Origin of the sequence: Variovorax sp. J22R115, from assembly GCF_030317005.1 — a bacterium.
GTDB lineage: Bacteria > Pseudomonadota > Gammaproteobacteria > Burkholderiales > Burkholderiaceae_C > Variovorax.
Window position 1 is genome coordinate 61,675 of sequence record NZ_JASZYM010000018.1, and the last position, 25,453, is coordinate 87,127.

Genomic DNA, 25,453 nt, shown 5'->3' on the forward strand with positions numbered 1-25,453 from the left:
CAGGCGATAAAGGAGGAGGCCGGCGCTGGCGCGACCTTATCCGACAGCACGCAGCGTCAGGCCTGGGGAGCTGGAGCCGTCTTGCGCAGCCGCTTGGCACGCAGCTCTGTCACCACGTAGAAGAGGCTCGCGACGATGAGCGGTAGCAGGTAGTAGATGGCGCGGTAGGCAAGCAGCGCACCGAGCAGCTTCTCCTGGGGCACGCGGTGCGACAGCAGCGCGATGAACACCGCTTCGAGCACGCCGAGCCCGCCCGGCACGTGCGTGATGACGCCGGCCACGGCGGCGACCAGGAAGACTGCGAGCACCGTGGGGTAGGCCAGTTGTTGCTGCAGGAGGAACCAGATCACCCCACCGATCAGGCACCAGTTGCCGCAGGACATCGCGAGCTGAAGCAACGCGATGCGCAGCGGCGGCGTGTCCAGTTCCTGGTTGCGGATGCGCCAGGTGTGCTCGCGCGCGATCGCGCAAAGGGCGAGGTACGCGACCCCCACCAGCAACAGGGCCGCGCCGAGGAGGCGCAGGCCGCCGCCATCGATCTTCCAGTCGGGCGGCAGGCCCATGGGCCAGAAGCAGAAAGCCGCGCCCGCGACGACGAAGTAGCCGAACCAGTTGGTCAGCATGCTGAAGCCGAGCACGCGCGTGATGGTGTTGTTGTCGAGTCCCAGCCGCGAATAGAGCCGGTAGCGGAAAGCGACGCCGCCGACCAGCGAGCCCAGGTTGAGATTGAAGGCGTAGCTGATGAAGGTGACGCCCATCACAGTTCCTGTCGCGAGCTTGTGCCCCGTCATGCGGCGGCCGAGCAGGTCGTAGGTGCTGTACAGCGCATGGCTGCCGATGGCAAGGAGGAGGGCGGCCAGCAGCATCGGCAGGGGAATCGCCCGCACCGAATCGAGCACGTCGCTCCAATCGATGGTTCGAGCCTGCCGCACGATCAGGAAGATGACGATCGCGAAGAAAAGCCATGCCGCGATGCGCTTCAGCCATGGCCACCAGGCGTTCGCCGGACGGGATGGCGGCTCGACGGCGCCCATGGCGGAACCCCTGCTGCCGGCCATCAGGCCGCGTCCGTCTGGGTCGCGCCGCCGCGCGCCTCGGGCGCATCCAGTGGCTTCAGGCGCGGCGCGTGGCGCGGCAGCCAGCCCGCCCACGCCGGATACCAGCGCATCAGGTGGAAGATGAAAAAGCTGCGCACCAGCCGCCAGCCGCTCCATTCGGTCAGATCGGAGGTCTCCACCTGCTTGCAGCTGTGTTGCATCAGGTGATCGAGCCGCTCCCACAGCACCTGCGTGAAGGCCTTGTCGCGCACGATCACGTTCGCCTCGAGGTTCAAGGACAGGCTCAGCGGGTCCAGGTTGCTCGATCCGACGGTGCTCCACTGTTCGTCAACCAGCGCGACCTTGCCGTGCAGCGGCCGTTCGCAGTACTCGTAGATGCGCACGCCGGCATGCAGCAGGTGGTGGTACAGCATGCTGGCCGCCACCTTCACGATCGGCATGTCGGGCTCGCCTTGCAGGATCAGCCGCACGTCGACCCCGCGTCGCGCCGCGCGCCGCATCTCCTTGATCAGCCGGTAGCCGGGGAAGAAGTACGCATTGGCGATGACGATGCGCCGCCGCGCGCTGCGGATGGCGGCGCGGTAGTGGCGCTCGATGTCGTTGGTGTGCCGGCGGTTGTCGCGCGTCACGAACTGAGCCTCGGCCTCACCCGCGGGTCCGTTGTGTTCGTGCGTGGCCTTCAGGCGGCGCCGGAACCAGCCAGGCCCCTTGCCGCCGACCGCGATGGCATGCAGCACGAAGCGATGGATTTCCGAGACGATGGGTCCGGCAAGCTCCACGGCGTAGTCCTGCTTGGCCTTGGGGCCGAAGTCCATCAGATGGTCGGCCGAGTAGTTGATGCCGCCGACGAAGGCGAGCGAGCCGTCGATCACCACGATCTTGCGGTGCATGCGGCGGAAGGCATTGAGCCTCTGGCCGAAGAGGCGCTCGCCCGGATCGAAGACGCGTACCTTGACCCCGGCCGAGGTCAGCCCGCTGATGAACGCCGGCGACAGGTCGGGCGACCCGAAGCCGTCGATCATCAGGTCGACTTTCACGCCCCGCTGTGCTGCTGCGCGCATGGCCTCGTGGAGCTGGGTGCCGACCTTGTCCTCGAAGAGGATGAAGGTCTCGATGACCACCTCGCGCCGTGCCTCGCGAATGGCCTCGAACACGCGCGGGAAGAACTCCTCGCCGTTCTCCAGCAGATCGATTCGGTTGCCGCCGATCCATCGCTGGTGGCCGTTGGGTATTTCAGAGATGCTCATAGCTCGATCTCCGCCACCAGCGGCGCGTGGTCCGACAGGTGCGACCAGGGGCGGCGTGGCAACACCACCGGCGCATGGACGCTCGCGTTGCGCACATAGATGCGGTCCAACGGCAAGAGTGGGAAGCGCGCCGGAAAGGTCCGGGCCGCGCGGCCGTTGGCATGCACGAAGACTTCTCGCAGCGCGGCGCCTTGTTCCAGGATGTCATGCGCGCGGCCGCGCCAGTCGTTGAAGTCACCCGCCACGACCAGCGGGGCGTCGCCAGGCACTTCGTCGCGCACGATGTGACAGAGCAGTTCGAGTTGCTGCAGCCGGTGCACTTCCGACAGGCCCAGGTGCGCGCAGATCACGTGGACGTCGACTGGCCTCGCAGGCAGGCGCAGCACGCAATGCAGCATCCCCCGCTTTTCCGGACCGGTGATGGACACGTCATGGTTCTTGTAATGAACGATCGGAAACTTCGACAGCACCGCATTCCCGTGATGCCCCTTCGGATACACCGCATTGCGGCCGTAGGCGAACTGGGGCCACATCGTGTCGGCCAGGAATTCGTAGTGCGGAGCCTCGGGCCAGTTGTCGACCTTGCGCGAATGGCGCGAATGGGTTCCCAGCACTTCCTGCAGGAAAACGACATCCGCACCCACCGTGCGCACCGCTTCCCGCAACTCGGGGAGGATGAACTTGCGGTTCAGCGCCGTGAAGCCCTTGTGGGTGTTCACGGTCATCACCTTGAGCGACGTCGGCGGGGCTATCACGGCGGCTGAATGGGTGGAAGGCTTCACAGATGAGGTTGTAAGCCGAGGGATGCGCCGCAGGTGTAGGACGCACCACCTTCTTCGCTCGCCTGCGCGGCACGGCGGCCGGTTCCTACAGGGATGGCTCCCCCATCCCCACATGGCGCGACAGCAGAGGCTCCTACGGTGAACTCAGAGCTTGAAGGAAATGGGCTCGCATTCCGTTTGAAACCAACAAGGAGCCATCATCATGAAGCAAAGACTTCTAGCAACCACCGTGCTCGCCGGCCTGATGGGCGTGGCGGGCATGGCCTCGGCCCAGACCACCTCGATGCCCGCGCAGCCGGATCCGGCCGTGGCCGGACAGGCGAGCACCAAGACGCCGGCCGGCGTGGGCAACCCGACCCAGCGGCCTGACGGCACCAATCCCGCCTCGCGCGACGCGGTGAAGTCCGAGGCCCGCGTGCACAACCGCAACAATGCCAACAACCCTGTGCCCAAGGGCGAGGCGACCACGACGGTGAATCACCAGCCGAACGCCATGCCGCAGCCCACCGGCGAAATGTCGCGCAGCGAAGTGAGCCAGACGGGCCGCAAGGTCAAGCCCCGTTTCGGCGAGAAGGGTGAGCGGCCGGAAGTGCCGACCAACCCGAAGGACAAGACCGGGACGCCGCAATAAGCCCCCATTTCCGATCGTCATGAAAAAAGGCCCGCAGCGCCTGGGCGCTGCGGGCCTTTTTCGATGGCCGGCGAATCAGCTCTTGGCTGGCGGGGCCGGGTGGCGGTGCTGGCCGCCGTGCTCCCCGCGACCAAAGCGTGCCATCGACTCGGCGTCGAAGGTCTTCTGCTGCTCCGGCGTGAGCGCGGCATAGAAGCTGCGCGTGGCGTCGGCGCGCTGGGTGAACATCGCGCTGCGTTCGGCCTGGCGGGCCTGCATGCGGTCCAGGCGTTGCGGCGTGGTGAGCTTGGCGAACTCTGCGCGGTCCGTTCGGGCCTGCTCAGGGGAGCGAGCGGGCGGTTGCTGGGCCGTCGCGAAGGTGCTCCATGCGCCTTCCTGCGCCGGTGTCAACTTGAGCTTTTCCTTCAGCGCCGAGAGGCGTTCCGCACGATGCTGCTTCATGCGTTCGAAGCGTTGCGCGCGGTCCTCGCGGGCATGCTGGTGCTTCGCTGGGGGCTGGGCGCCAGGCTGGGCCTGGGTCGTCGCGGGCGATGCGGGTGCAAACTGCGGAGCCTGCTGCGCGAAGGCGCCAGCCGAGGCGAAGGCGGCGGAGGCCAGGAGACCTGCCCAGAGAAGGCTTTTGCGAGACGTGATCATGAGAGTGCTTCCTTTCGAAGAAGCCCGCCGCCGATGGGCAGCAGGTGAAGGGAAGTGTGGTCGCGCGATGTATCTCGACCGTGAGGCGGGAGTTAGCGCGCGTAAAGAAAAATGTACGCAGCCGTGCGAGCGACGGATTCTTGCGTGTCGAACACCTCGCGCGGGCTCAACCGAGCTTGCCGCTCTGGAAGTCCTGCATGGCTTGCATCACCTGCTCGCGCGTGTTCATGACGAAGGGGCCGTACTGTGCGATGGGCTCGCGGAGCGGCTTCCCCGCAATCAGCAGTGCCCGCGCCGGGCTGTGATTCGAAGCGGGCGCATGCAGCACGACCCCGTCCCTGCCGGCTTCGTTGCCGAGGATCGCCATGCGCTTGGTCGGGATCTCGCTGCTTCCGACGTAGAGCGATTCGCGGAACACGTAGAGCAGTGCGTTGTGCGTGTCCGGCAGCGGCTGCGAGAACTCGGCGCCGGGCGGCATCGTGATGTCGAGGTAGAGCGGCTCGGTGTGCTCGCGCTGCATGGCGCCCTTGATGCCGTGGCTCTCGCCGGCGATCAGGCGCACCTGCACGCCCGCCGGCGTGGTGAATTCGGGGATCTCCTCGCTCTGGATGTCGCGATACCAGGGGTCGCGCAGCTTGTCCCTGGCCGGCAGGTTGAGCCAGAGCTGGAAGCCTTCCATCAAGCCTTCTTCCTGCTCGGGCAGTTCGCTGTGGATCAACCCCCGGCCGGCCGTCATCCATTGCACACCGCCGTTGGAGAGCAGTCCTTCGTGTCCCTCGCTGTCGCGATGGCGCATGCGCCCCGAAATCATGTAGGTGACCGTTTCGAAGCCGCGGTGTGGATGGCTCGGAAAGCCGCCGATGTAGTCACCAGGGTTGTCGCTGCCGAAGGCGTCGAGCATCAGGTACGGGTCGAGCCGCTGCTGGAGCGTCTGGTGCAGCACGCGCGTGAGCTTGACGCCGTCGCCGTCGCTGGTGGAGACGCCGGCGACGATCTGGTCGATGCCGCGGGGCTGGGCGAGCGTCACCGGCTGGACGGCGTGCGCATGGTGAGCATGGCGTGGGGTGGTCATGCGCGGCATGGTGGCACGATGGTGACGACCGCGCTGTCGGTGGGGACGCCGGATCTGTGGCTGGGCGACGGGCGCGTGTTCAGCCCAGCGATTCGAGTTCCCAGGAGACGTTCTGCCAAGCCACGCCGAAGGCGCGGCTCGATGGCTGCGGCGTCGCGGACCGGATCGCATCGACGGCCCACTGGGCGCCTGCGCTCACGCTGTCGATGAGCGGTACCGGCACCTTGTCGGCGATGTCGGCCGCCATGCCGGCGAGCCCCGCCCCACCAAGGATGACGGCCTGCGCATCGAAGCGCAGGGCGGCCTCGCGGCAGGCTTCGGCCAGCAGCGCGCGGGCGCCCTGCGGGTCGGCGGCGAGCTGCGCGCCGGTCGGGGCCACGGTATGAATGCCGGCGAGCGATGCCGAGTAACCCAGCGACCATGCCAGCCTTTCGAGCATCGGCCGCCAGGGTTCGCCGCCCGTCACGATGGCGAAGCGGCCCCGCTTCGCCGCGGACAGGAATGCCGCCTCCGCCAATCCGGTGACCGGCACGCCCGCGCCGGCGCGCAGCGCGAAGAGGCCCGGATCTCCGAAGCAGCCGATCAGCACGGCATCGGGCCGCTCGCCGTGCGCGCGCGCCGCGGCCCAGGCATCGAGCGTCGCGTGCTGCGCCACCGCGTAGCTGGCTTCGCAGGCGATGTACGGTGCCCCGAAACGCGCAGTGACGGCTTTCACCTGCAGCGCATCACCGGCTCGCGCCTGCAAATGGCGTTGCAGCAACTCGCTGACCGAAGCCGAGGTGTTGGGGTTGATGACGAGCAGGCAAGCCATCAGCGTCCGCGCGTGGACCGCCTGCGCAACAGGGCCGCGGAACCGAGCGCGAGGGCCATCACGGCGAAGGACACGACGGTGGTCACCGTGCCGAGGGCGTAGATGGATGGCGTGGTCACGGTCGATGTCAGGCCCTGGAGTTCGAGCGGCAGGGTGTTGACGTCGCCGATGGCTTGCGAAGTGCGTGCGATTTCGTCCCAGCTCAGCGTGAAGCCGAACATGCCGATACCGACGATGGAGGGTCCGATCAACGGCAGCACCACGTGGCAGAAGCTCTGCCACGGCGTCGCGCCGAGATCGCGTGCGGCCTCTTCGTAGGCCGGGTTGAAGCGGTTGAACACCGCGAACATGATGAGCAGCCCGAAGGGCAGCGTCCACGTCAGATGGGCGCCCAGCGCGGAGGTGAGGAGGCCGAGCGCGGTGCCGTAGTTCTCTAGCGTGCTGGTGGCGTCCATCGCTACCAGGGCGCTCTTGATGCCGCCGTCGAGCAGGCGGAACTGCAGTCCGATGCCGAGCGACACGATGATCGACGGCATGATCAGGCTCGCCACCGTGATGAAGAACAAGGCGTTGCCACCCTTGAGCCGCTTGCGGAAGGCGAGGCCCGCGAGCACCGACAGCACCACGGTGAAGAGCATCACCACCGCACCCAGCATCAGCGAGCGGCGGAAAGCCGCGCCGATGTCGACCGTGCCCAGCCCTTCGGCGAGCTTGTGGAACCAGTGCAGCGAGACGCCGCGCAGCGGAAAGGTCAGCCCGCCCTCCGGCCCCTGGAAGCTGAGCACGAAGATCGTGATCATGGGCCCGTAGAGGAAGAGCACGAAGAGCGAGAAGACGATGGCCAGCGGCCAGAAGCCTGCGGAGCGCTGTTCACCGATCCGGTTGCTCATAGTTCCTTCCGGATATCCACCAGCCGGGTCAGTCCCCAGATGATCATCAGCACCACGGCCAGCAGGATCATCGCGTTCGCCGCGGCGAGCGGGAACTGCAGGTACGAGGTCTGCACCTGGATGATCTTGCCGATGGAGGCGATCTGCTGGCCGCCCATCACGCCGATGGTGACGAAGTCGCCCATGACGATGGTGATGACGAAGATCGAGCCGATCAGGATGCCGGTGCGCGACAGCGGCACGATCACGTTCCACAGCGTCTGCCAGCCCGATGCGCCGGAGTCGCTCGCGGCTTCGAGCAGGGAGCGGTCGATGCGCATCATCGAGTTGAAGATCGGCACGATCATGAACATCGTGTACAGGTGCACGAAGGCGAGCACCACCGAGAAGTCGGAGAACAGCAGCCACTCGATCGGCGTGTCGATCAGGCCCATGCCCATCAGGCCCTGGTTCACGAGGCCGTTGCGTCCGAGCAGCGGCACCCACGAGATCATGCGGATCACGTTCGAGGTCCAGAAGGGCACGGTGCACAGCACAAAGAGCAGCGTCTGGATGCCCGGCGAGCGCACGTGGAACGCCAGGAAGTAGGCCACCGCGAAGCCGACCACGAGCGTGATGGCCCAGACCAGCAGGCAGAACTTGAGCGTGCTGAGATAGGTCGACAGCGTGACGCAGAAGTCGCCGTTGTCGGTGAGGTGAGAGCAGCCTTCGAAGATGCTCAGATAGTTGCGCGGCGAGAGCGCGGGGATGAGTTCGTACTCGTTGAAGTTCCACAAGCTGACCATCGCGATCAGCGCCAGCGGGATCAGGAAGAACAGCAGGAACACCAGCGCGAACGGCGTCGCCTGCCACCACGCGCCGAGTGTGCGGGTGGGCTGCGGCGTGGCAACGGGCAAGCCGGCGACCTGTGAACTCATGGAAAGCGAAGCAATGGTCGATCCAGGAACACCGCAGAGCCGGCTTTGCCGGGCTGCCGGTGTTGCCCCCGGCAGGGGGTTGGCGAAGCGACACGAAGTGCGCGCAGCTTGGGGGGGAGCTTCATCAAGCGGCGACGAACTCGTTCCACTTCCGCACCATGTATTCGTTCTCGTCCATGACGGCGTTCCAGCAGGCGATCCCGCCCATGCGCTCTTCATAGCTGCCGCCGTCGCGCACCGCACCGGCCTTGGCGATCACGTCGCCTTGCGGGCTCTTGATGTCCTGCGTGGCGGGCTTGCCTTCCATCCAATAGGCCCACTCGTAGGGCTCCATCTTGGCCTTGGCGGTTTCCAGCACGGCGCTGTAGTAGCCCTGGCGATTGAGGTACGCGCCGGCCCAGCCGTCGAGGAACCAGTTGATGAACTCATAGGCGCCATCGAGCTTCTTGCCCGACAGGGTGGCCGGCAGGCCGAAGCCGGAGGCCCATGCGCGGTAGCCTTCCTTCAGCGGCTGGAAGGTGCACGCGATGCCCTTGCTGCGAACGGCCGTCACGGCCGGCGACCACATCGACTGGATCACCACTTCGCCCGAGGACATCAGGTTGACGGACTCGTTGAAGTCCTTCCACAGCGCGCGGAACTGGCCGGCCTTCTTGGCTTCGATCAGCGTCTTGATCGTGAGGTCGATCTCCGCCTTGGTCATGTTGCCCTTGTCGGCGTACTTGTGGATGCCCTTGGACTCCACCACCATGGCCGCGTCCATGATGCCGATCGACGGAATGTTCAGGATCGCGGCCTTGCCCTTGAACTCCGGGTTCAGCAGCTCGGCCCACGAGCCGATGGGGCGCTTGATGAGGTCGGGCCGGATGCCCAGCGTGTCGGCGTTGTAGGTGGTCGGGATCAGCGACATGAACTGCGTCGGCGACTTCGCGAAGGCCTTGCTCTTCTCGCCTTCCAGAAAGATCACCTTGATCGGCGCGGTGCCCTGGTCGCCCACCTTCTTGCCGGCGACTTCGCCCTTGGTGAAGAGCGTGGTGATCTTGTCGGCGTTCTTCACGCGCTTGGTGTCGATGCCCTTCAGGTTGCCAGTCGGCACGATCTTCTTGAGCGAGAAGTACTCGGTGTCGATGAGGTCGAAGCTGTTGGGCGCGGTGACCGCCCGCTTGGTCACGTCGTCGGTGGTCACCGCAACGTACTGGATCTCGATGCCGGTGTCGGCCTTGAACTTCTCGGCGATTGCCTTGTCCTGGTTGACCGCGGTGCCGAGGTAACGCAGGACGATCTTTTCCTGCGCATGGATGGCGGGGAACATGCCAGTCGCCAGGATGCCCGCCGTGCCCTGCAGCAGCGTTCGGCGCTGCACGCCGGTGGGGGACGGTTCGGTTTTTTTGGACATGGCAGGTCTCCTGGAAGGCAGTGATGAAGAAAGGGATGGAGGGAAAAAGCCGAAAGGACAGGGCACGCAGCGCAGGTCAGGACGCCATCGCGGCCAGTGCCGCCAGCGGCTCGTGGCGCGGGGGCGGCGTTCCGTTGGCAGTGCCATGCGGCCGCCGGGCGCCGGGTCCGAGCCTGCGGGCGTCGGCTTCGGTCCAGGTCAGGCGCACGCTTTCGCCGACTTCGTAGCTGCGCGAGACGAAGGACTTTTCGGACAGCAGCACGGAGACGCCGCTGCGTTCCGGCCGCTCGCCAGTGAGCCGCAGGCCCAGCAGCACGTAGGTGCCCTGGTACTCGACGTCGGTCACGTGGGCGGGGAGGCCGACCTCGCCGAGCGCGCCGATGGCCGGGACGATCTGTACGTGGTCGTTGCGCACGGCGACCAGGCCGTCGTGCAGGGCGAACACGTTGTGCCCGCCCATGAAGCGTGCGACAAACTCGCTGGAGGGGTGGTTGTAGACCTCGTGGGGCGAGCCGATCTGCTCGATCAGCCCGTGGTTCATCACCACCATCGTGTCGGCCAGCGCCATCGCCTCCTCCTGCGAGTGCGTGACGTGGATGAAGGTCAGGCCCAGTTCCTTCTGCCAGCGGCGCAGTTCGGCACGCATCTGGATGCGCAGGAAGGGGTCGAGCGCGGAAAGCGGCTCGTCGAGCAGCAGCACGCGCGGTTCGGTGATGAGTGCGCGGGCGAGCGCCACGCGCTGTTGCTGGCCGCCGGAGAGTTCGCCGGGCTTGCGTTCGGCCAGGTGCCCCATGGCCACGCGGTCGAGCAGGTTCTTCGCGCGCCGGTGGCGCTCGCTCTTCGAGACGCCCTTCATCTTGAGGCTGAATGCGACGTTGTCGAGCGCAGACAGGTGCGGAAAGAGCGCGAAGCTCTGGAACATCATCGCCGTGCCGCGGGATGCGGCCGGCAGGTTGGTGATGTTGCGGTTGTCGAGCAGGATGTCCCCGCCCGACACCGATTCGTGCCCCGCGACCATGCGCAGCGTCGTGCTCTTGCCGCAGCCCGAGGGGCCGAGCAGGCAGCAATAGCTCCCGCTTGCGATGCGCAGGTCGATCTGATCGACGGCTGGCGGCGCACCGGCGGCGTAGCACTTGCTCAGTGCGACGATTTCAACGGCTGCGGGCGGAGGGGCGGTGACAGCATCCATTGATGCTGCTGGTGCAAGACATGTGCCAGCGATCCCGGGGGCTGCCCGGCGGCATGTGCGCCGATTTGGTGCAGCCGGGCGGCTTCAGGGTGGGGTGAAGTGCGCGGTCGCGACGTTGCGGAGCAGCGCGTCGCGCTGCGGCTTGGTGATGCCGCGCACGCCTTCCGCGACCGTCTTGGCGCGGGCTGCATCGATGTTGCCGTCGCGCTGCCATTTTTCGACCGAGACGGCGGGGTTGTGCAGCATGGCGGCGAGCCAGACGGCCTGAGCCGGTTCGAGATTGCGGGCGCTGCGCTTGAAGTAGCGGCGGGCGGCGGCTTCGGCGCCGCACAGGTCGCGGCCCCAGGGCGCGTTGTCCAGATAGAGCTGGAGGATGCGGGCCTTGCCCAGCGTCTGTTCCATCTCGACCGCGTAGAGCAGTTCGCGCAGCTTGCGGTCGGTGCTGCGTTCGCCGCCGGTCACGAGCAGCTTGGCGAGCTGCTGGGTGAGCGTGCTGGCGCCGCGCTCTACCTGCGCGGCCTTCTGGTTGCTCTCGAGCGAGGGCATCAGTTCGGCAATGTCGTAGCCCGGGTGCGTGAAGAAGCGCTGGTCTTCCGCTGCGATGACCGAGCGGGCGAGCCAGCTTTCGTTCGTGAGCCGGCTTGGTGCGCCGCAACTGGTGCGCGCATTGATCATGGTCTCGGTGCCCAGCCCTTCGACGGTGAACTGCGAGATTCGGGGTTGCAGCGAGAAGGTGCGCGCGGGCAGCAAGACATGAGCACGCAGCCCGAAAGTGCCGCCGATGCGGCCGCGCTGCAGTTCGGGGAGGCCGGGAGCCAGCACGGCGTACCAGCGGGCGATGGGCACGTCCGGCACGTTGATGTTGAGCTGCAGGGCCTTCTGCGTGAGGCGGCCGTCCCAGTAGGCGCGCAGCATGCCGTCGCTGGCGCCGTCCGTGGCCGCCGGCGCGGTCCCGGGCGGGGAGGCCTCGAGGGTGCCGCCCAGCGCGCCGCCATCGCGGCGCACCGTGGCACGCAGGCGTTCGAGCCGGATGGGCGCCTCGCCGAGTGCCGGCACCGTGGCGCTGCACGGCGCGCATTGGAGCTCGAGGGTGCTGGTCGGATCGTTCCAGCCCAAGAGAACCGGACCGAAGTCGGTGTTGACGGTGCGGCCCGCCACCCAGGGGGCGAACCACGAGGAGGTGATCAGCCGGATCGCGGTCGGCACGCCGACGTCGATGGAGACGGGGCCGACCTTGACCCGGGCGGACCACTCGTCAGGACCGGGGGCCAGAGCCACCTTGACGATCAGGTACGCGGCGACGCCCGCCGTCAGCACCAGGGCCAGGATTGCGAAAAGCAGGTAAAGCAGCGCTTTTTTTAACAAATCTCTCTCACTCGATCCGTCTCGCCAGGGTCACAGCTTGCCACGGTCCGTGCGACCGCCCACTGGCCGCCGCCCAGTACCAGGCTGAAGTGTCGGTGAAAGCGTCCCCCTGGGCATCGACGATGCGCTCGCAGATGCGCATTTTTTGTGCGCCGTGGCGTTCGGCTGTGAAACAGCGCCACAGGCGGGCATGCACATCGCGCTCCAGCCGCGCCTGGGCGATGCCGTAGCCGAGCGCGCGGTAGCAATCGGCGGCCGGATGAAGCATGCGGGTCGACGTGTGGACCTGGCGCAGCACCAGCATCTGCTCGCCGTCGGTCAGGCGCGCGATGGCGCCGGGAAATTGCTGCGCGAAACGCTGCTCGACTTCGCTGAGAGCCAGGGGGCGCAGCGGCACGCCGTCCCACTCGCTCGGCCATTCCTCGAAGACGGCGGCGACGGCGGCGGGGGGCGGCGGCCGATGCAACGCGAAGGCCGCCGACCAGAGCACGCACAGCAGCATGACCAAGGCGAAGGCCGTCTTGTGCGCAATGCGATTGATGAAGCGGTTGGCGAGCCAGCAGTCAAAGAGCGGTATCGACACGGCGGCCTCCTGCGGAAGTGATCAGGCCCGGGGTGGCGGCGCGTTCCGCGCCTTGCCGGGAACGGGGGTCATGGGCCATGACCCGCGCGATGCCGCCGCACACCAAGGCGAGCAGCACGAGGCCGAACGCCTCGTGCAGCCATGGCGCCGGCGCATGGCCTGCGGCTTCGAGCGCGACCAGCACGGCGTTGCGAACGATGTTTCCGGTCAGCACGAGCAGGCCGACCGCCGGCAAGCGCGCGAAAAAGCCGCGATCGTTGCGTCCGGTCCAGTGCGCCACGACGCAGGCCGTGAAATAGCCGAGCCAGACCATTTGCACGCCGGAGCAGGGCGCGTCGACGATCACCAGTTGCCCGTCGACCAACAAGCTGCTGCCTTCGCGCGCCACGCCGAAGCCCGGTGCCAGCAGCCACCGGCTGGCTTCCGCCGTGACCACGCGCAGCGGATAGCCCGCATAGAACTGCAGCGAGGACAGCAGCGGCAGCGCGAGCACGGCCAGGCCGACGACAGGGAACGCCGCCACGCGCCGGGGCAGAAAGGCGAGCAGCCCGCAGGCGAAGGCCAGCACCGCCAGCAAACTCGCTGCCAGGGGCGGCAGGGAAGGCAGCGGGCCGATGCCTGTGCGCAGCATCGTGGCGACGAGCGTGCCGACGCTCGCCAGCGCCAGCCAGCCCAGGCGCGGCGCAGGGCGCAGTTCGCGCCGAAGCGTCCAGGTGAGCAGGGCCAGCGCCGCGAGCGAAAGCAGGCCCAGCGGATCGTCGGAACCATCGCGCATGCGCTGGGCCATCCAGATCCATACGGGCGTCAGCGCGACGGCCTGCAGCGCGAGCCATCCGGCAGCCGGCGCGCGGTCGAGATGGATGCCCCAGTCGATGACCCGAGGATGCGTGCGTGCGAGGAGAGCAAGAGACATGGCGATGCTTCCTCAGGAAGTGAAGCGGCGCGGATCGCTGCGGCGCGCGCGACGGCGCAGCATGGCCAACATCGAGAGCACCACTGCGATCGCGCCCAGCGTCTCGGGCTCCGGCGTGCTCGGCACCTCGGCGCCCAGGCTTTGACCGATGGCCAACTCGCTCACGCCCTTGGGCAACGGCACCGGCTGGTCGACGCCGACGCTGTTCTGCGGCGCCGCGTTGCGCACCACCTGGTCCACGGCGATGAAGCTCGTGTACTGCGTGAGGAGGCTGTAGCGCAGGCCCAGGTCGGTGATGCGCTGCCTGAGCGTGTCGCCGCCCTCCAGCGCTTCCTGGTCGCTCAGGCTCGCGATGCGATGGCGTGCCCACAGGGTGCGCAGCGCGGCCGCGTCCTGGCGCGTGTGCGGGTCGATCTTCAGGTCCTGCCGGTACGGGCCTTCGGCGCTGCGGCCCTCGATGAGCACGCGGCCCTTGGCTTCGCCGCGCCATTTGCCGAACACGATCACCGGGCGCTCGCCGAGTACATCGGGCAGGGCGGCGGGTTCCACGTCGTACACGTCGAGGCCTTCGAAGCGCGCCTTGACGCTGGTGAGCACGGGCGACTCGATCATCCGGCGGAAGCGCGCGGCCTGTTCGGGTGCCTGCACGGGGTCGGTGATGATGAAGGGCTCGCCCATGCCGGCCCGGGCGATGCCTTCCATCAGGTGCCGGTTGACCGATGAGCCGATGCCGAAGGCGAACACGTTGGCCTTCGAGAGGTTCTTGCGCACCAGTTCGAAGGCTTCGCGCTCGACCGTGACGTAGCCGTCGCTCACCACCACGATCGTGCGCGAGACCTCGTCGGACTTGGGTTCGGCATAGGCGCGCTTCAGTGCCGGAATCAGCTCCGTGCTGCCGCCGCCGCTGTAGTTGCGGATCGTGGCGAGCGCCTGCCCGATGTTGGCGCGAGTGGCCGGCACCGAGTGCGGCGAGAGCATGCGGTTGCTGCCCGAGAACAGCAGCACGTTGAAGGTGTCGCTGGGCCGCAGGCCGCCGATGAGCCGCTCCAGCACGACCTTGGCCGTGTCCAGCGGAAAGCCGTGCATCGAGCCCGAGATGTCGACCACGAAGATGTAGTCGCGCGGCGAGATGGCGCTGGCCGCCACCGACTTGGGCGGCTCCACCATCGCGAGGAAGAAGTTCTCGGCGTTGTCGCCCTGGCCCTTGTAGAGCATCAGGCCCGACTCGATGTGCTCGCCGGCAAGCCGGTAGTCGAGCACGAAGTCGCGGTCGTCGGCGGGCTCGCTGCTGCGGGCGAGCGCGATGTCGGCATGCTCGTTGCCGTCGCGCTGGCGCACGTCGATGGCGTGCGTGAGCGAGCGGACTTCCTGGATGCCCAGCGGCGTGTCGAGCGCGACCTTGAGCTGGAAGCTGGTGCTGGGTGCGACATCGGCGCGAAGCACCGGTTGCGCCACCCATGCGGCCTGCGCGTTCTGCGACTGCGGACTGTTGTAGCGCGGCCCCACCACCGTGGGAAAGACGAACTGGTAGTTGCCGCCCTGCGGCACCAGCAGCTCGGTGTAGCGCAACTGCACCTTCACGTCGTCGCCCGGCAGGATGTTGGCGACGTTCATCTGGAACACGTTGGGCAGGTGCTGTTCGAGCAGCGCGGCGGTCTTGCCTTCCTTCTTCGCGCTGTCGTATTCGATGCGCGCCTGCTCCTTCTCGCGGATCTGCGCGGTGATGAGGCGGTCGGCGAGCCGCACGTTGAGGCCGCTGACCGCTGCCCGGGTCGAACCGGGGAACACATACCGCGCCTCGATCGCGCGCCGGCCTTCGTTGCGGTAGGTCTGCGTCACGGTGACGTCGGCGATCACGCCGGAGATCTTCACGTCCACTTCCGTGCCCTTGAGCGGCAGGCGGTCCGTTTCCGGGTCATTGCTCTTCACGAAGAAGTAGGGGCTCTCGGTCTTCAGTCGCGGTCCCGGCGCTTCCTGCGCATGCACCGGCCGCGCGATCAGCATGACGAAGCCGGTGGCCGCGAGGCCCAGCGTGGTGAGCCAGAGCCAGCGGCCGGGGCGGGGTATGGAGCTTTCCATGACTTGGGTCCTCTTCCCTCGAAGGGTGCCGTGCAACGGTGCACGGAGGCCAATGTCAAGGTCTGCCGAGAAGGCAGTAGGAAGCCTGTTCGAAGTGGGCGGCGTTGTGTGAAGTCTGTGTGAAGTGAGGCCGGGAAGGACTTCACACTGGCTTCGGCTCGCTCCCGGAGTATTAGGGCTTCATCCCTTATGCAATTCCGGCGGGGAACTCGAGGGGGCGGCAACGCTCCTACCTGGGTCGACAGCGCTATTCAATTGATAGCAAAGTGTGCCCATCCGCCATGGGATTTCCTTCTTTTCCTCGGCGTCGACCCCTCACTAGCCATGTCCAAGAAACCTTCCTCCAGCGGGCCTGCGCGCCCGGACCGGTCGATCCGGCTGCGACGCGTTGCCATTTGGGGCGGCGCCGTCGCCGCGTCGGGCGCGCTCATCCTGCTGATTGCCGGCGGCATCGCGGCGGTCACGATCTATCCCAAGCTTCCGAGCGTTTCCGATCTTGCCGACTACCGGCCCAAGTTGCCGCTGCGGGTCTATTCGGCCGAAGGCGAGCTGATCGGCGAGTTCGGCGAGGAGCGCCGCAATCTCACGCCCTTCGCAGAGATTCCGCAGGTGATGAAGGATGCCGTGCTCGCCGTCGAGGATGCGCGCTTCTATGACCATGGCGGCGTCGACTACAAGGGCTTCGTGCGCGCGGCGCTGGCGAGCTTCAAGGGCGGAAGGCAGCAGGGCGCATCCACCATCACGATGCAGGTGGCGCGCAACGTCTACCTGAGCTCGGAGCGCACGCTGAGCCGCAAGACCTACGAGATCCTGTTGGCGTTGCGGCTCGAGCAGCAACTCACGAAGGACCAGATCCTCGAGATTTACCTCAACCAGATCTACCTGGGGAATCGCGCCTACGGTTTCGCCGCCGCTGCCGAAGCCTACTTCGGCAAGCCACTGCAGCACCTCACGATCGCCGAAGCCGCCATGCTCGCCGGCCTGCCGAAGGCACCGGGCACCAACAACCCCGTGAGCAATCCGCGCCGGGCACGTGCGCGCCAGCTCTACGTCATCGACCGCATGGCGGAGACCGGCTTCATCACCGCCGCGCAGGCGGCCGACGCCCGGAAGGAAGAACTGCATCTGCGCGATGCCGCCGACCCGAACCGCCTCCATGCGGAGTACGTGGCCGAGACCGTGCGCCAGATGATGCATGCACAGTACGGCGACAGCATCTATACGAGCGGCCTCCAGGTCCATACCTCGCTGGTCGCGGCCGATCAAGCGGCGGCCTACAAGTCGCTGCGCAAAGGCATCATGGATTACGAACGCCGGCAGGCCTATCGCGGCCCCGAGCAGGTCGTGGCCTTGCCCGCCGACCCGAAGGAACTCGACGAAGCGGTGGACGACGCACTGGCCGGCCACCCCGACAACGGCGACGTGATCTCGGCCGTGGTGCTCCAGGCCAGCAGCAAGGAAGTGACCGCGGTCCGCGCGAACGGGGAGACTCTGCAGATCACGGGAGAAGGCCTGAAGCCTGCACAGTCCGGCCTGTCCGAGAAGGCGGCGGCCGCCATCAAGATCCGCCGCGGCGCGGTGATCCGTGTCGCGAAGACGCCGAAGGACACCTGGGAGATCACCCAGCTGCCGGAAGTCGAAGGTGCCTTCATCGGCATGGACCCGCGCACCGGCGCCATCAAGGCATTGGTGGGCGGCTTCGACTACGGCAAGAACAAGTTCAACCACGTCACGCAGGCCTGGCGGCAGCCGGGTTCGAGCTTCAAGCCCTTCATCTACTCGGCGGCGCTGGAGAAGGGCTTCACGCCGGCCACGGTCGTCAATGACGCGCCGTTGTCCTTCGAGGGCGGCGCCGGCGGCCAGCCGTGGGAGCCGAAGAACTACGACAGCACCTACGAGGGACCGATCTCGCTGCGGCGCGCGCTCCAGCAATCCAAGAACACTGTCACCATCCGCGTGCTCCAGTCCATCGGCACCTCGTATGCGCAGGACTGGATCACTCAGTTCGGCTTCGACCACGACAAGCATCCTGCGAACTTGCCGATGGCGCTGGGCGCCGGCTCGGTCACGCCGATGCAGATGGCGGCGGGCTATTCGGTGTTCGCCAATGGCGGCTATCGCGTCAATCCCTATCTGGTCACGCGCGTCACGGACATGAAGGGCAAGGTCCTGCTGGAGACCGAGCCGCCGGTGCTCGACGAATCGAGGCGCGCGATTCCGCAGCGCAACGCCTTCATCATGAGCTCGCTGCTCCAGAGCGTGGTCAAGAGCGGGACGGCCGTGAAGGCGCGCCAGGCGCTCAAGCGCGACGACCTCTACGGCAAGACCGGCACGACCAACGATTCGATCGACACCTGGTTCGCCGGCTTCCAACCGACGATGGTCGGCGTCGCGTGGGTCGGCTACGACACGCCGCGCCAGCTGGGCGTGCGCGGCGAGACGGGCGGCAGCCTGAGCCTGCCGATCTGGACCGGCTTCATGCAGACCGCGCTGAAGGGCGTGCCGGTGAGCGAGCCGGCGGTGCCGGGCGGTGTGCTCAACGTCGAAGGTGAGTGGTACTTCGACGACTTCGCGCCGGGCCGGGGTGTCGCCACCTTGGGCATCGACACGCCTGCACCGTTGCCGGTGGAGGAACTGGCGGGCGCAGCCGTGGGCGCGCCTGCGGAGCCCGAGGAACGCAACCGCATCCTCGATTTCTTCAGGTAGCGGCCTTCGCGGAGGAGGGATGTCGGCAGGTATCTACACTCCACATCCCTCTCCCCGAACGCAGTCATGGAATCTCTTACCCTGGTGGCGCTGATCGTCATCGGCGCCTACATCCTCAAGTCCCGCGACCAGCGGCAGCGCATTGCGCTGCTGGGAAGCCATCTGGGCAACTACCAAATCGAGAAGCTGATGGAGAACCTCACCGAGGGCTACCTGCGCTGCCTCGGCGAGGATGACCCGGCACGCCGCGAGCAGATCTGGGCGCTGCTGGACTCCACCGAGGAAAAGCTCTCGGCGCAGTTCGACAGCTTCGCCGCGGAGTTCTCCCGGCTCGACGAATCGGAAGCGCGCGTGAGCAAGTTTCCTGTGGCTATCCCCTACGTGCACCGGCTCTTTCCGGGTGCCTCCTTCGACCTGCGCAAGGCCTTCGCCATTCATGCGCGCGGCATCTCCGACGTCATGAAGAACGGCGCAGGACGCTCGCCCAAGGCCAAGGCCTTCACCCTGTCGGCCGAGCTCTTCCTGATGCAGCACACCTGCCACTGGTTCTGCAAGTCGAAGACGGTGGCCTCGGCGCGGATGCTGGCGCGGCACAAGACCTCGTACCAGCAGGTGCTCGATGCGGTGAGCCCGCAGACGCGCAACGCGTACCGCGAGCTGACCGGTCAGTGATGTGACAGCAGCGGCAGCGTGAGGGTGGCGAGCGCGCCGCCGCGCGGTGCGTTTACCAGTTCGACGCGGCCGCGATGCAGCGTCGCGATCTCCTTCACGAAGGCGAGGCCGAGACCCGTACTCTTCTTGTGGTTGTGCGGTCGCGCGAGCGAATAGAACTTCTCGAACACCTTGTCCTTGGCGTAGTCCGGGATGCCTTTGCCGCGATCGCGCACGCTGATTCGGGCCTGACGAGAATTGGTTTCGAGCGCGAGCAGCACCTCGGCGCCGGCGGGCGAGAAGTCGATGGCGTTGTCGAGCAGGTTGCTCACCGCGCGGCGCAACAGGAAGGGGTCGCCCTCGACGCGCCCTTCGTTGTGGATGGCCACGTTGACGCGGATGTCCCGTTGGGCCGCTGCGGCCTGCGCTCCGGCGGCGACGTCCTGCAGCAGAGGCGCCAGCGCGACGTTCTCGCTGCGCTCCAGTGCGCGCCGCGTTTCGAGCGCTGTGAGCTCCATCATGCGGTCGACGATCTCCTGGATGCGCTGCGTTTCGTGCGCGATGTTGCCGAGGAAGCGCTCGCGCTCCGCCTGCGGCATCGACGGCTCCTGGATCAACTCGGCCGCGCCGCGGATCGCCGACAGCGGGCTCTTGATTTCGTGCGTGAAGGTCTGCACGTAGTCGGCGACGTAGTTGCGGCCGGTGAGCGCATCGCGCATCTCGTGGACGCCGCTGCGCAGCGTATCGACCGCCCGGCGCACCATGCGCGAGAGGCTCAGGTCGCGCTGGCTGCGCAGCCAGCCGAAATAGTCGGAGATCAGGCCGAAGGGCCGCACCAGCCAGATGGACATGATGATCGCCAGCACCAGCAGCGCGAAGGCCGAGCCCACACCGACCCACAGCGTGCGCGCACGCGCATCCGTAACGAACTGGCCGAAACTCTGCACAGGCTTGCCCACGCTGACCATGCCGACGATCTCGTTGTCCCAGCGCACCGGTGCGCCGACGTACATCACGGAGGTCATCGGATCGCCCGAGATGTCGCGCGAGGTCCGTGCGCCGTACACGCCGGCGAGCGAGCGGCTCACGTCGCTGCGCTGCGAGTAGTCGGCGCCAGTGCTGCGGCCCATGGAGTCGAAGAGAACGCGGCCATTGCGGTCGGTGACGTACACGCGCAACTCGACGTGGCTCTTGTGCAGGTTGTAGATCTGCGCCGAGAACTGGCGCGCGTAGACCGAGCGGAAGAGCGGCTCCAGCCGCGCGGTGTTGATCGCGCCGGCGATCACGTCCTGCTCGATCAGGCTGGCGAGGAGTTGCGAGGTCTCGACCAGCGATTCCTCCGCCGACTCCCGGTAGCGCGGGTCGATGTCGGCGACGACGCGGTAGAGCAGGAAGGCGATGCCCGCCGTATAGATCAGCAGGATGCCGATGAAGATGCGGGTTCTTCGGGTCACACGCTCGGCGGCAGCTCTTCGTTGAGCGCGTAGCCAGTGCCGCGCAGCGTGCGGATCGGCTCGACCTCGGGCGCGACGGCCTTGAGTTTGGCGCGCAGCGTCTTGACGTGGGCATCCACGGTGCGGTCGAAGCTGTCGCTGGCCTCGTCCCAGACCAGGCTCAGCAGTTCGTCGCGCGTGAACACGCGGCCGGGGCGCTGGACCATGAGGCGCAGCAGCCCGTATTCGTAGCGCGAGAGTTCGAGCAGGCGGCCGTAGTAGCGGATTTGCATGCGATCGACGTCGAGCGCGAAGGGCATGAGGTGTGGCGTGCTGGCGGCAGGCGTGGCCGCCGTGGCGGTCACCGTGCCTTGTCCGGTGCGTCCGCTGCGGCGCAGGATGCTCCTCACGCGGGCCACGAGTTCGCGCGGCGAGAAAGGCTTGGCGATGTAGTCGTCCGCGCCGAGTTCGAGTCCGACCACGCGATCGATCTCGTCGCTGCGCGCGGTGAGGAACAGCATCGGCACCTCGGCGCCGGCCGGCAGCTTCTGTAGACGCTTGAACAGCTCGAAGCCGTTCATGTCGGGCAACCCCACGTCGAGGATGGCGAGCGCCGGCGGCTCAGCGGTGAACTGCGCGATCGCCTCTTCGGCGGTGGGGCACCACACGGGCACGAATCCGTCGGTCCGCAGCACGTATTGCAGGGTGTCGGCGATGCCGGATTCGTCTTCGGCAATGAGGATCCGCGGGTGGGCGAGCATGCCCCGGATGGTAGCGGGCCGGAACCTTTGCGCCGAGAGCGAAACGAACGGGGTCGAACACTCAGGAGGTATGTGTGAGCCCATCCGAAACCCGATCCATCGTGACGCTGAGCCTGCTGGCGGCCTTTGTCGATGGCGAGAAGCACGAGCGCGAGCGCGCCGAGATCAAGCGCATCGCCGAAGGTCTCTCGCAGGCCGACGGCGTGCAACTGCCGATGCTGTATCAGGACGTGTTGATGAAACGCGTGACGCTGGCCGACGTGGCAGCGCAGTTCCAGAGCGAAGAGGCCCGGCAGCTCGCCTACGAGATGGCCGTGTGTGTGTGCGATGCCGACGGCGTGCAGTCCGAGCCCGAGCGCCAGTTCCTGGCCCAGGTGCGCAGCGCGCTTCAGCTCGACACGCCGGCGGCCAGGCAGTTCGAGCAGGAAGCCGAAGCGATCGCCGCCGTGCCGCTGACGCCGGCTGCCGTCCCTGCGCCTGCGCCCACCGGCATGCCGGCGCCCGCCTCGACGGTGCCTGACGCGGAACTCGACCAGGCGATCCTCAACGCGGCCATCCTCAACGGCGCCCTCGAACTGCTGCCCGAGACACTCTCGACGATGGCGATCATTCCGCTGCAAATGAAGCTGGTCTACCGCATCGGCCAGGCCCACGGCTACCAGCTCGACAGTGGGCATGTGAAGGACTTCCTCGCGACCGTCGGCGTGGGCCTGACCTCGCAGTACCTCGAACAAGCCGGGCGCAAGCTGCTCGGCGGGCTGCTGGGCAAGGTCGGCGGTGGTTTGCTGCGCGGGGCCGGCAAGCAGGCCGTGAGTTCGGGCATGAGCTTCGCGACCACCTATGCGCTCGGCCACGTCGCCAAGCGCTACTACGCGGGCGGCCGCACGCTGTCCACGCAGATGCTGAAGGACATCTTTGCCAACGTGACGCAGGAGGCGCAGGGGCTTCAGTCGCGCTACCTGCCCGCCATGCAGGACAAGGCGCGCACGCTGGATGCGGGGAAGGTCCTGTCGATGGTGCGCGGCGCCTGAGGTGCCGCTGAGGGCGGCTCAGTGCAGATCGAAGCAGCAGCCCGCGTAGAAGGCTTTGTCACCGCCCTCGACGAACGGCACCTCGATCGGCTTGCCCTCGTTGCGCCACGCGTCGCGCCGCTTGTAGCCGGCCTCGGAGAGTTCGGCGAGCAGCGCGTCGTAGTGCTGGATGCGGTAGGGACAGACGGCAAAGCCGATGCTGTTGAGGGTGTAGAGCGTCTTGTCCGAATGCACCGCCGCCGTGTTGATGATGATGCGCCGGGGCTTGATCGGCAGCGCCGCGATGATTTCGGAGATCCGCAAGGGCAGGTACTGCAGGCTGCCCGAGGCATAGAGCACGTCATAGCCCGTGGCGTCGTGGAAGTCGGTGGTGAAGCCCAGCTGGTGCGTCGCCTCACGCTGGACGGCCAGATCCTGGCCCGTCTGCACGACACCGGGCACGTCGCAGACGGTCCAGCGCAGGTCGTTGGGAAAGGGCAGCACGCGGCGGAACGCGTAGTACTTGATGCCGACGTGGCCGCCGAGGTCGAACACTCTGCGCATGCCTTCCTCGAGCGCGCGGCTCACCCAGAACAGGCCTGGGTAATCGTAGAAGTAGAGCTGATGGCTGTAGAGCGTCTTGGCCGCCTCGGCGTTGTCGTAGCCGACGGCCTTGGTCGGCGGCGCATTGGCTTCGGCGTCGGCAAAACTCTCGAAGGAGCCCATGAAGAGGTTCTCTTCACGGTTCTCCAGAAACTTGCGGCGGTACGCGGCTTCCCGGACGGAAGAGGGCAGCAGACTCGACAGCATGGGACCCCTTTGGCGTCAAAGTGAATTGCCTACGCATTTTGCACTTTGAAACACAAAGTATTCAACTATTTGGATCGTTTTCCACGTTTCCTCGCGTTTTGAAGCCGCGACGCCTTGCCGGGGCGCCCCTATTGCGCCTTGTATCCAGCGTTTTCGATCGCCAGGATGATGTCCTGTCGCGGGTGTCCGCTCAGCACGTCGACGTGGCCGGTTTCGAGGTCGACCGTGACCTGCGCCTCCGGATCGATGGTGTGTACTGCCTGCTCCACCATGCTGACGCAGTGGCCGCAGCTCATGCCCGTGACCTGTAACTTCTGGCTCATCGTGGTTGCTCCTTCGTATGAATGAAGCGCCAGTTTGAACCTTCTCACGATGTCAATGTCCAGTGAGGGGGCGCTGGACCCGGCTTGGGGTACAAACGCCTACCTTTTTGCCGGCGAATCCATGCGAATCCTCCTTGTTGAAGACGATGCCGTCCTGCGCGGCGTGATGTTGCGCAGCCTTGGCGACGCGGGCCACCGCGTCGATGTGGCAGCCAGCGTCGAGGAGGCCGACCACCTGTGGCGCGTGCAGCGCTTCGACGCCGTGCTGCTCGACCTGAACCTGCCCGCGACGTCCAGCCCGACCAGCGGACTCGCGAGCGGGCTCACCGCGCTGCGCCATGCACGCGCACGCGGCGACCGCACGCCGGTGCTGGTGCTGACGGCCCGCGACCGCACGGAGGAGCGCATCGCCGGACTGGATGCCGGCGCCGACGACTATCTGGGCAAGCCCTTCGACCTGGCCGAGGTCGAGGCAAGGCTGCGCGCGCTGGTGCGGCGCGCGCAAGGCACGGAGGACATCGCGACGCTGGGACAACTGCGGCTCGATCGTCGGGCTCGCCGCTTCGCGATCAGCGGCATCCCGCTGGACCTGCCCGCTCGCGAGTTCGAGGTGCTGTGGGAGCTGATGAGCCCGCCCGGCCGCACGATCAGCAAGCGCGAGCTGTCGGACAAACTGTCGACCTTCGACGAGTCGCTGGGCGACAACGCACTGGAGGCCTTCATCTCCCGCCTGCGCAAGAAGCTGGTCGGCAGCGGCGCGGCGATCCGCACCCTGCGCGGCATCGGTTATCTGCTGGAAGCGGACGGGTGAGCGTGCGCGCGACGGCTGGCGCGGGTGCTGCCGCCGCGCCCTCGCTGACCGCGCGCGTGCTGCGGCGCGTGCTGCTGCCGCTGGCCCTGACCTGGCTGGTGGGCACCGCGGTCGCGCTGGTGGTGGCGAGCTATTTCACCGAGCAGGCTTTCGATCGCGGGATGCTCGACGATGCCTATGCGGTGTCGGCCAACGTACAGGCGGGCGAGCGCGACATCGAATTGCTGCTGTCGCCGCGCGAGGTCAACAACGTGCTGTTCGACCAGTCCGAGACCGTGTTCTTCGCGGTGCTGCGGCCCGACGGATCGCTGCTCGCCGGCCATGAGGGCCTGCAGGTGCCCGCGCCGGAGGAGGGCGCGCGCTATCGGTTCTCGCGCATCACCCACCAGGGCCAGGCCTTGCGCGCGGTGGCGTTGAACCACGATGCGCCCAATGCCTATCGCGTGGTGATTGCGCAAACCACGCGTGCTCGCACGGTGCTGGTCGAGCGGTTGCTGGCCTATTCGCTGGCGCCGCAATTCGTACTGCTCGCGTTGCTGGCAGCCTGGCTGTGGCGTGGCATCGACCGCGAGCTTCGGCCGCTCGGTGAATTGCGTCAGACGCTGGAACAACGCGATGCCCACGACCTCGCGCCGGTGCCCGTGGCGCGAAGCTCGCGCGAACTCGAACAGTTGGGCGACACGCTCAACGCACTGCTGGACCGGCTCGCGCTGAGCGCTTCCGCGCAGCGGGAGTTCGCGGGCAACGTCGCGCACGAACTGCGCACGCCGCTCGCGGGGATTCGCGCGCTGGCCGACTATGGATTGGCGCAGCAGTCACCTTCGGTGTGGCGCGAACAGCTGGAAAGCATCGCGCTGAGCCAGGCGCGTGCGAGCCATCTGGTGGACCAATTGCTGGCGCTCGCGCTGGCCGACGAGGGACGCACGGGCCTGCAGCGCGAGACGCTGCGACTGGATGAACTGGCGCAGCAGGCGGTGCTGCGGCATCTGGCGCGCGCCGATGCGCAAGGCGTGGATCTGGGCGCGCTCGGCCTCGACGAGGCCGTGACGGTAGAGGCGAATGCCGCGCTGGTCGAAGGCATCCTCGACAATCTGATCGACAACGCGCTGCGTTACGGCGGGCGCACGATCACCATCGAGCTGGCGGGCCACACGCTGGCAGTGATCGATGACGGCCCCGGCATTCCGCCCGAGGCGCAGCGCGACCTGATGAAGCGCTGGGCCCAAGGCCCTGCCGGCCAGAAGCTCGGACAGGGCGCGGGACTGGGGCTCGCGATCGTCGCCCGCTACGCGAAGCTGCTGGGCGCGGAACTCGGCTTCGCGAAGGCATCGGATGAAGGCGGGTTGCGGGTCAGCGTCGCCTTCCCGACGACCTGACGC

24 protein-coding genes are annotated in these 25,453 nt (G+C 67.1%); 6 read left to right on the forward strand and 18 right to left on the reverse strand.

The features are described from left to right. Positions 1 to 56 precede the first annotated feature (56 nt). From QTI04_RS27580 to QTI04_RS27590, 3 genes are read right to left on the reverse strand one after another with little or no spacing between them, the layout of a single operon-like run. The gene (locus QTI04_RS27580; protein ID WP_286618358.1) at positions 57 to 1,058 is read right to left on the reverse strand and encodes a lysylphosphatidylglycerol synthase domain-containing protein; all 1,002 of its coding nucleotides are present in this window, start codon (positions 1,056 to 1,058) and stop codon (positions 57 to 59) included. Next, positions 1,058 to 2,305, reverse strand: a complete 1,248-nt coding sequence (gene clsB, locus QTI04_RS27585; RefSeq protein ID WP_286618359.1) for a cardiolipin synthase ClsB — start codon at positions 2,303 to 2,305, stop codon at positions 1,058 to 1,060. The genes QTI04_RS27580 and clsB overlap by 1 nt, the downstream gene beginning before the upstream one ends. After that, the gene (locus tag QTI04_RS27590) at positions 2,302 to 3,030 is read right to left on the reverse strand and encodes an endonuclease/exonuclease/phosphatase family protein (protein WP_286600476.1); all 729 of its coding nucleotides are present in this window, start codon (positions 3,028 to 3,030) and stop codon (positions 2,302 to 2,304) included. Before QTI04_RS27590 ends, clsB begins: the two co-directional genes overlap by 4 nt. Positions 3,031 to 3,289: 259 nt before the next feature. Here QTI04_RS27590 and QTI04_RS27595 point away from each other — a divergent pair, with 259 nt between their 5' ends. Continuing rightward, a complete protein-coding gene (locus tag QTI04_RS27595; protein ID WP_286618360.1) occupies positions 3,290 to 3,718 on the forward strand; it encodes a serine/threonine protein kinase in 429 nt (142 codons plus the stop codon). A 75-nt stretch (positions 3,719 to 3,793) separates the two neighbouring features. On the opposite strand, the gene QTI04_RS27600 is transcribed toward QTI04_RS27595, so the two are convergent. The 11 genes from QTI04_RS27600 to QTI04_RS27650 all read right to left on the reverse strand — a co-directional run bounded on the left by QTI04_RS27600 (position 3,794) and on the right by QTI04_RS27650 (position 15,569). Beyond that, the gene (locus QTI04_RS27600) at positions 3,794 to 4,354 is read right to left on the reverse strand and encodes a Spy/CpxP family protein refolding chaperone (RefSeq protein ID WP_286618361.1); all 561 of its coding nucleotides are present in this window, start codon (positions 4,352 to 4,354) and stop codon (positions 3,794 to 3,796) included. A 166-nt stretch (positions 4,355 to 4,520) separates the two neighbouring features. Continuing rightward, entirely contained in the window at positions 4,521 to 5,426 is a 906-nt protein-coding gene (locus QTI04_RS27605; RefSeq protein ID WP_286600479.1) for a pirin family protein, read from the reverse strand. Positions 5,427 to 5,505: 79 nt separating this feature from the next. Then, the gene (locus QTI04_RS27610) at positions 5,506 to 6,237 is read right to left on the reverse strand and encodes an aspartate/glutamate racemase family protein (protein ID WP_286618363.1); all 732 of its coding nucleotides are present in this window, start codon (positions 6,235 to 6,237) and stop codon (positions 5,506 to 5,508) included. Continuing rightward, complete coding sequence (locus QTI04_RS27615) at positions 6,237 to 7,127, reverse strand: ABC transporter permease (RefSeq protein WP_286618365.1); 891 nt, start codon at positions 7,125 to 7,127, stop codon at positions 6,237 to 6,239. Before QTI04_RS27615 ends, QTI04_RS27610 begins: the two co-directional genes overlap by 1 nt. Then, complete coding sequence (locus tag QTI04_RS27620) at positions 7,124 to 8,044, reverse strand: ABC transporter permease (protein WP_286618368.1); 921 nt, start codon at positions 8,042 to 8,044, stop codon at positions 7,124 to 7,126. Before QTI04_RS27620 ends, QTI04_RS27615 begins: the two co-directional genes overlap by 4 nt. Before the next feature lie 124 nt (positions 8,045 to 8,168). Beyond that, on the reverse strand, positions 8,169 to 9,440 hold the full coding sequence (locus tag QTI04_RS27625; protein ID WP_286600483.1) for a PotD/PotF family extracellular solute-binding protein: 1,272 nt from the start codon (positions 9,438 to 9,440) through the stop codon (positions 8,169 to 8,171). A gap of 76 nt (positions 9,441 to 9,516) precedes the next feature. Beyond that, positions 9,517 to 10,629, reverse strand: a complete 1,113-nt coding sequence (locus tag QTI04_RS27630) for an ABC transporter ATP-binding protein (RefSeq protein WP_286600484.1) — start codon at positions 10,627 to 10,629, stop codon at positions 9,517 to 9,519. An 84-nt stretch (positions 10,630 to 10,713) separates the two neighbouring features. Then, entirely contained in the window at positions 10,714 to 11,994 is a 1,281-nt protein-coding gene (locus QTI04_RS27635) for a biosynthetic peptidoglycan transglycosylase (RefSeq protein WP_286618370.1), read from the reverse strand. Between the two features lie 7 nt (positions 11,995 to 12,001). Next, entirely contained in the window at positions 12,002 to 12,577 is a 576-nt protein-coding gene (locus tag QTI04_RS27640; RefSeq protein WP_286618372.1) for a hypothetical protein, read from the reverse strand. Then, positions 12,558 to 13,490: an exosortase Q gene (gene xrtQ / locus QTI04_RS27645; RefSeq protein WP_286618375.1), complete on the reverse strand. Its 933-nt coding sequence runs from the start codon at positions 13,488 to 13,490 to the stop codon at positions 12,558 to 12,560. The genes QTI04_RS27640 and xrtQ overlap by 20 nt, the downstream gene beginning before the upstream one ends. A gap of 12 nt (positions 13,491 to 13,502) precedes the next feature. Beyond that, the gene (locus QTI04_RS27650) at positions 13,503 to 15,569 is read right to left on the reverse strand and encodes a VIT and VWA domain-containing protein (protein WP_286618377.1); all 2,067 of its coding nucleotides are present in this window, start codon (positions 15,567 to 15,569) and stop codon (positions 13,503 to 13,505) included. A 324-nt stretch (positions 15,570 to 15,893) separates the two neighbouring features. Here QTI04_RS27650 and QTI04_RS27655 point away from each other — a divergent pair, with 324 nt between their 5' ends. Together QTI04_RS27655 and QTI04_RS27660 are read left to right on the forward strand one after the other, a co-directional pair. Then, on the forward strand, positions 15,894 to 18,275 hold the full coding sequence (locus QTI04_RS27655) for a penicillin-binding protein 1A (RefSeq protein WP_286600489.1): 2,382 nt from the start codon (positions 15,894 to 15,896) through the stop codon (positions 18,273 to 18,275). Between the two features lie 66 nt (positions 18,276 to 18,341). Further along, positions 18,342 to 18,947, forward strand: coding sequence for a hypothetical protein (locus QTI04_RS27660; RefSeq protein ID WP_286618380.1), 606 nt, complete (start codon positions 18,342 to 18,344; stop codon positions 18,945 to 18,947). Here QTI04_RS27660 and creC read toward each other — a convergent pair. Both creC and creB read right to left on the reverse strand, forming a co-directional pair. Then, positions 18,941 to 20,380, reverse strand: a complete 1,440-nt coding sequence (creC, locus tag QTI04_RS27665) for a two-component system sensor histidine kinase CreC (protein ID WP_286618382.1) — start codon at positions 20,378 to 20,380, stop codon at positions 18,941 to 18,943. The two genes, QTI04_RS27660 and creC, sit on opposite strands and share 7 nt — an antisense overlap. Further along, on the reverse strand, positions 20,377 to 21,120 hold the full coding sequence (creB, locus tag QTI04_RS27670; RefSeq protein ID WP_286600494.1) for a two-component system response regulator CreB: 744 nt from the start codon (positions 21,118 to 21,120) through the stop codon (positions 20,377 to 20,379). Before creB ends, creC begins: the two co-directional genes overlap by 4 nt. 74 nt (positions 21,121 to 21,194) lie before the next feature. Between creB and QTI04_RS27675 the strand changes: the two genes are divergently transcribed. Continuing rightward, a complete protein-coding gene (locus QTI04_RS27675; protein ID WP_286600495.1) occupies positions 21,195 to 22,151 on the forward strand; it encodes a YcjF family protein in 957 nt (318 codons plus the stop codon). Between the two features lie 18 nt (positions 22,152 to 22,169). Here QTI04_RS27675 and QTI04_RS27680 read toward each other — a convergent pair whose 3' ends face one another. Then, positions 22,170 to 22,940 carry a TIGR04325 family methyltransferase gene (locus QTI04_RS27680; protein ID WP_286600497.1) on the reverse strand — a complete coding sequence of 257 codons (771 nt, stop codon included), beginning with the start codon at positions 22,938 to 22,940 and terminating at the stop codon, positions 22,170 to 22,172. A gap of 128 nt (positions 22,941 to 23,068) precedes the next feature. Continuing rightward, the gene (locus QTI04_RS27685) at positions 23,069 to 23,263 is read right to left on the reverse strand and encodes a heavy-metal-associated domain-containing protein (protein WP_286600498.1); all 195 of its coding nucleotides are present in this window, start codon (positions 23,261 to 23,263) and stop codon (positions 23,069 to 23,071) included. Between the two features lie 121 nt (positions 23,264 to 23,384). On the opposite strand from QTI04_RS27685, the gene QTI04_RS27690 reads away from it, so the two are divergent. Further along, a complete protein-coding gene (locus tag QTI04_RS27690) occupies positions 23,385 to 24,074 on the forward strand; it encodes a response regulator transcription factor (protein ID WP_286600499.1) in 690 nt (229 codons plus the stop codon). After that, a complete protein-coding gene (locus tag QTI04_RS27695) occupies positions 24,071 to 25,450 on the forward strand; it encodes a sensor histidine kinase (protein ID WP_286618384.1) in 1,380 nt (459 codons plus the stop codon). The genes QTI04_RS27690 and QTI04_RS27695 overlap by 4 nt, the downstream gene beginning before the upstream one ends. Positions 25,451 to 25,453 lie beyond the last annotated feature (3 nt).

Excerpts from the sequence above, each read along its gene's own strand:
- QTI04_RS27580 (WP_286618358.1), bottom strand. The coding sequence starts at position 1,058 with ATGGCCGGCAGCAGGGGTTCCGCCATGGGCGCCGTCGAGCCGCCATCC.
- clsB (WP_286618359.1), bottom strand. The coding sequence starts at position 2,305 with ATGAGCATCTCTGAAATACCCAACGGCCACCAGCGATGGATCGGCGGC.
- QTI04_RS27590 (WP_286600476.1), bottom strand. The coding sequence starts at position 3,030 with ATGACCGTGAACACCCACAAGGGCTTCACGGCGCTGAACCGCAAGTTC.
- QTI04_RS27595 (WP_286618360.1), top strand. The coding sequence starts at position 3,290 with ATGAAGCAAAGACTTCTAGCAACCACCGTGCTCGCCGGCCTGATGGGC.
- QTI04_RS27600 (WP_286618361.1), bottom strand. The coding sequence starts at position 4,354 with ATGATCACGTCTCGCAAAAGCCTTCTCTGGGCAGGTCTCCTGGCCTCC.
- QTI04_RS27605 (WP_286600479.1), bottom strand. The coding sequence starts at position 5,426 with ATGACCACCCCACGCCATGCTCACCATGCGCACGCCGTCCAGCCGGTG.
- QTI04_RS27610 (WP_286618363.1), bottom strand. The coding sequence starts at position 6,237 with ATGGCTTGCCTGCTCGTCATCAACCCCAACACCTCGGCTTCGGTCAGC.
- QTI04_RS27615 (WP_286618365.1), bottom strand. The coding sequence starts at position 7,127 with ATGAGCAACCGGATCGGTGAACAGCGCTCCGCAGGCTTCTGGCCGCTG.
- QTI04_RS27620 (WP_286618368.1), bottom strand. The coding sequence starts at position 8,044 with ATGAGTTCACAGGTCGCCGGCTTGCCCGTTGCCACGCCGCAGCCCACC.
- QTI04_RS27625 (WP_286600483.1), bottom strand. The coding sequence starts at position 9,440 with ATGTCCAAAAAAACCGAACCGTCCCCCACCGGCGTGCAGCGCCGAACG.
- QTI04_RS27630 (WP_286600484.1), bottom strand. The coding sequence starts at position 10,629 with ATGGATGCTGTCACCGCCCCTCCGCCCGCAGCCGTTGAAATCGTCGCA.
- xrtQ (WP_286618375.1), bottom strand. The coding sequence starts at position 13,490 with ATGTCTCTTGCTCTCCTCGCACGCACGCATCCTCGGGTCATCGACTGG.
- QTI04_RS27650 (WP_286618377.1), bottom strand. The coding sequence starts at position 15,569 with ATGGAAAGCTCCATACCCCGCCCCGGCCGCTGGCTCTGGCTCACCACG.
- QTI04_RS27655 (WP_286600489.1), top strand. The coding sequence starts at position 15,894 with ATGTCCAAGAAACCTTCCTCCAGCGGGCCTGCGCGCCCGGACCGGTCG.
- QTI04_RS27660 (WP_286618380.1), top strand. The coding sequence starts at position 18,342 with ATGGAATCTCTTACCCTGGTGGCGCTGATCGTCATCGGCGCCTACATC.
- creB (WP_286600494.1), bottom strand. The coding sequence starts at position 21,120 with ATGCTCGCCCACCCGCGGATCCTCATTGCCGAAGACGAATCCGGCATC.
- QTI04_RS27680 (WP_286600497.1), bottom strand. The coding sequence starts at position 22,940 with ATGCTGTCGAGTCTGCTGCCCTCTTCCGTCCGGGAAGCCGCGTACCGC.
- QTI04_RS27685 (WP_286600498.1), bottom strand. The coding sequence starts at position 23,263 with ATGAGCCAGAAGTTACAGGTCACGGGCATGAGCTGCGGCCACTGCGTC.
- QTI04_RS27690 (WP_286600499.1), top strand. The coding sequence starts at position 23,385 with ATGCGAATCCTCCTTGTTGAAGACGATGCCGTCCTGCGCGGCGTGATG.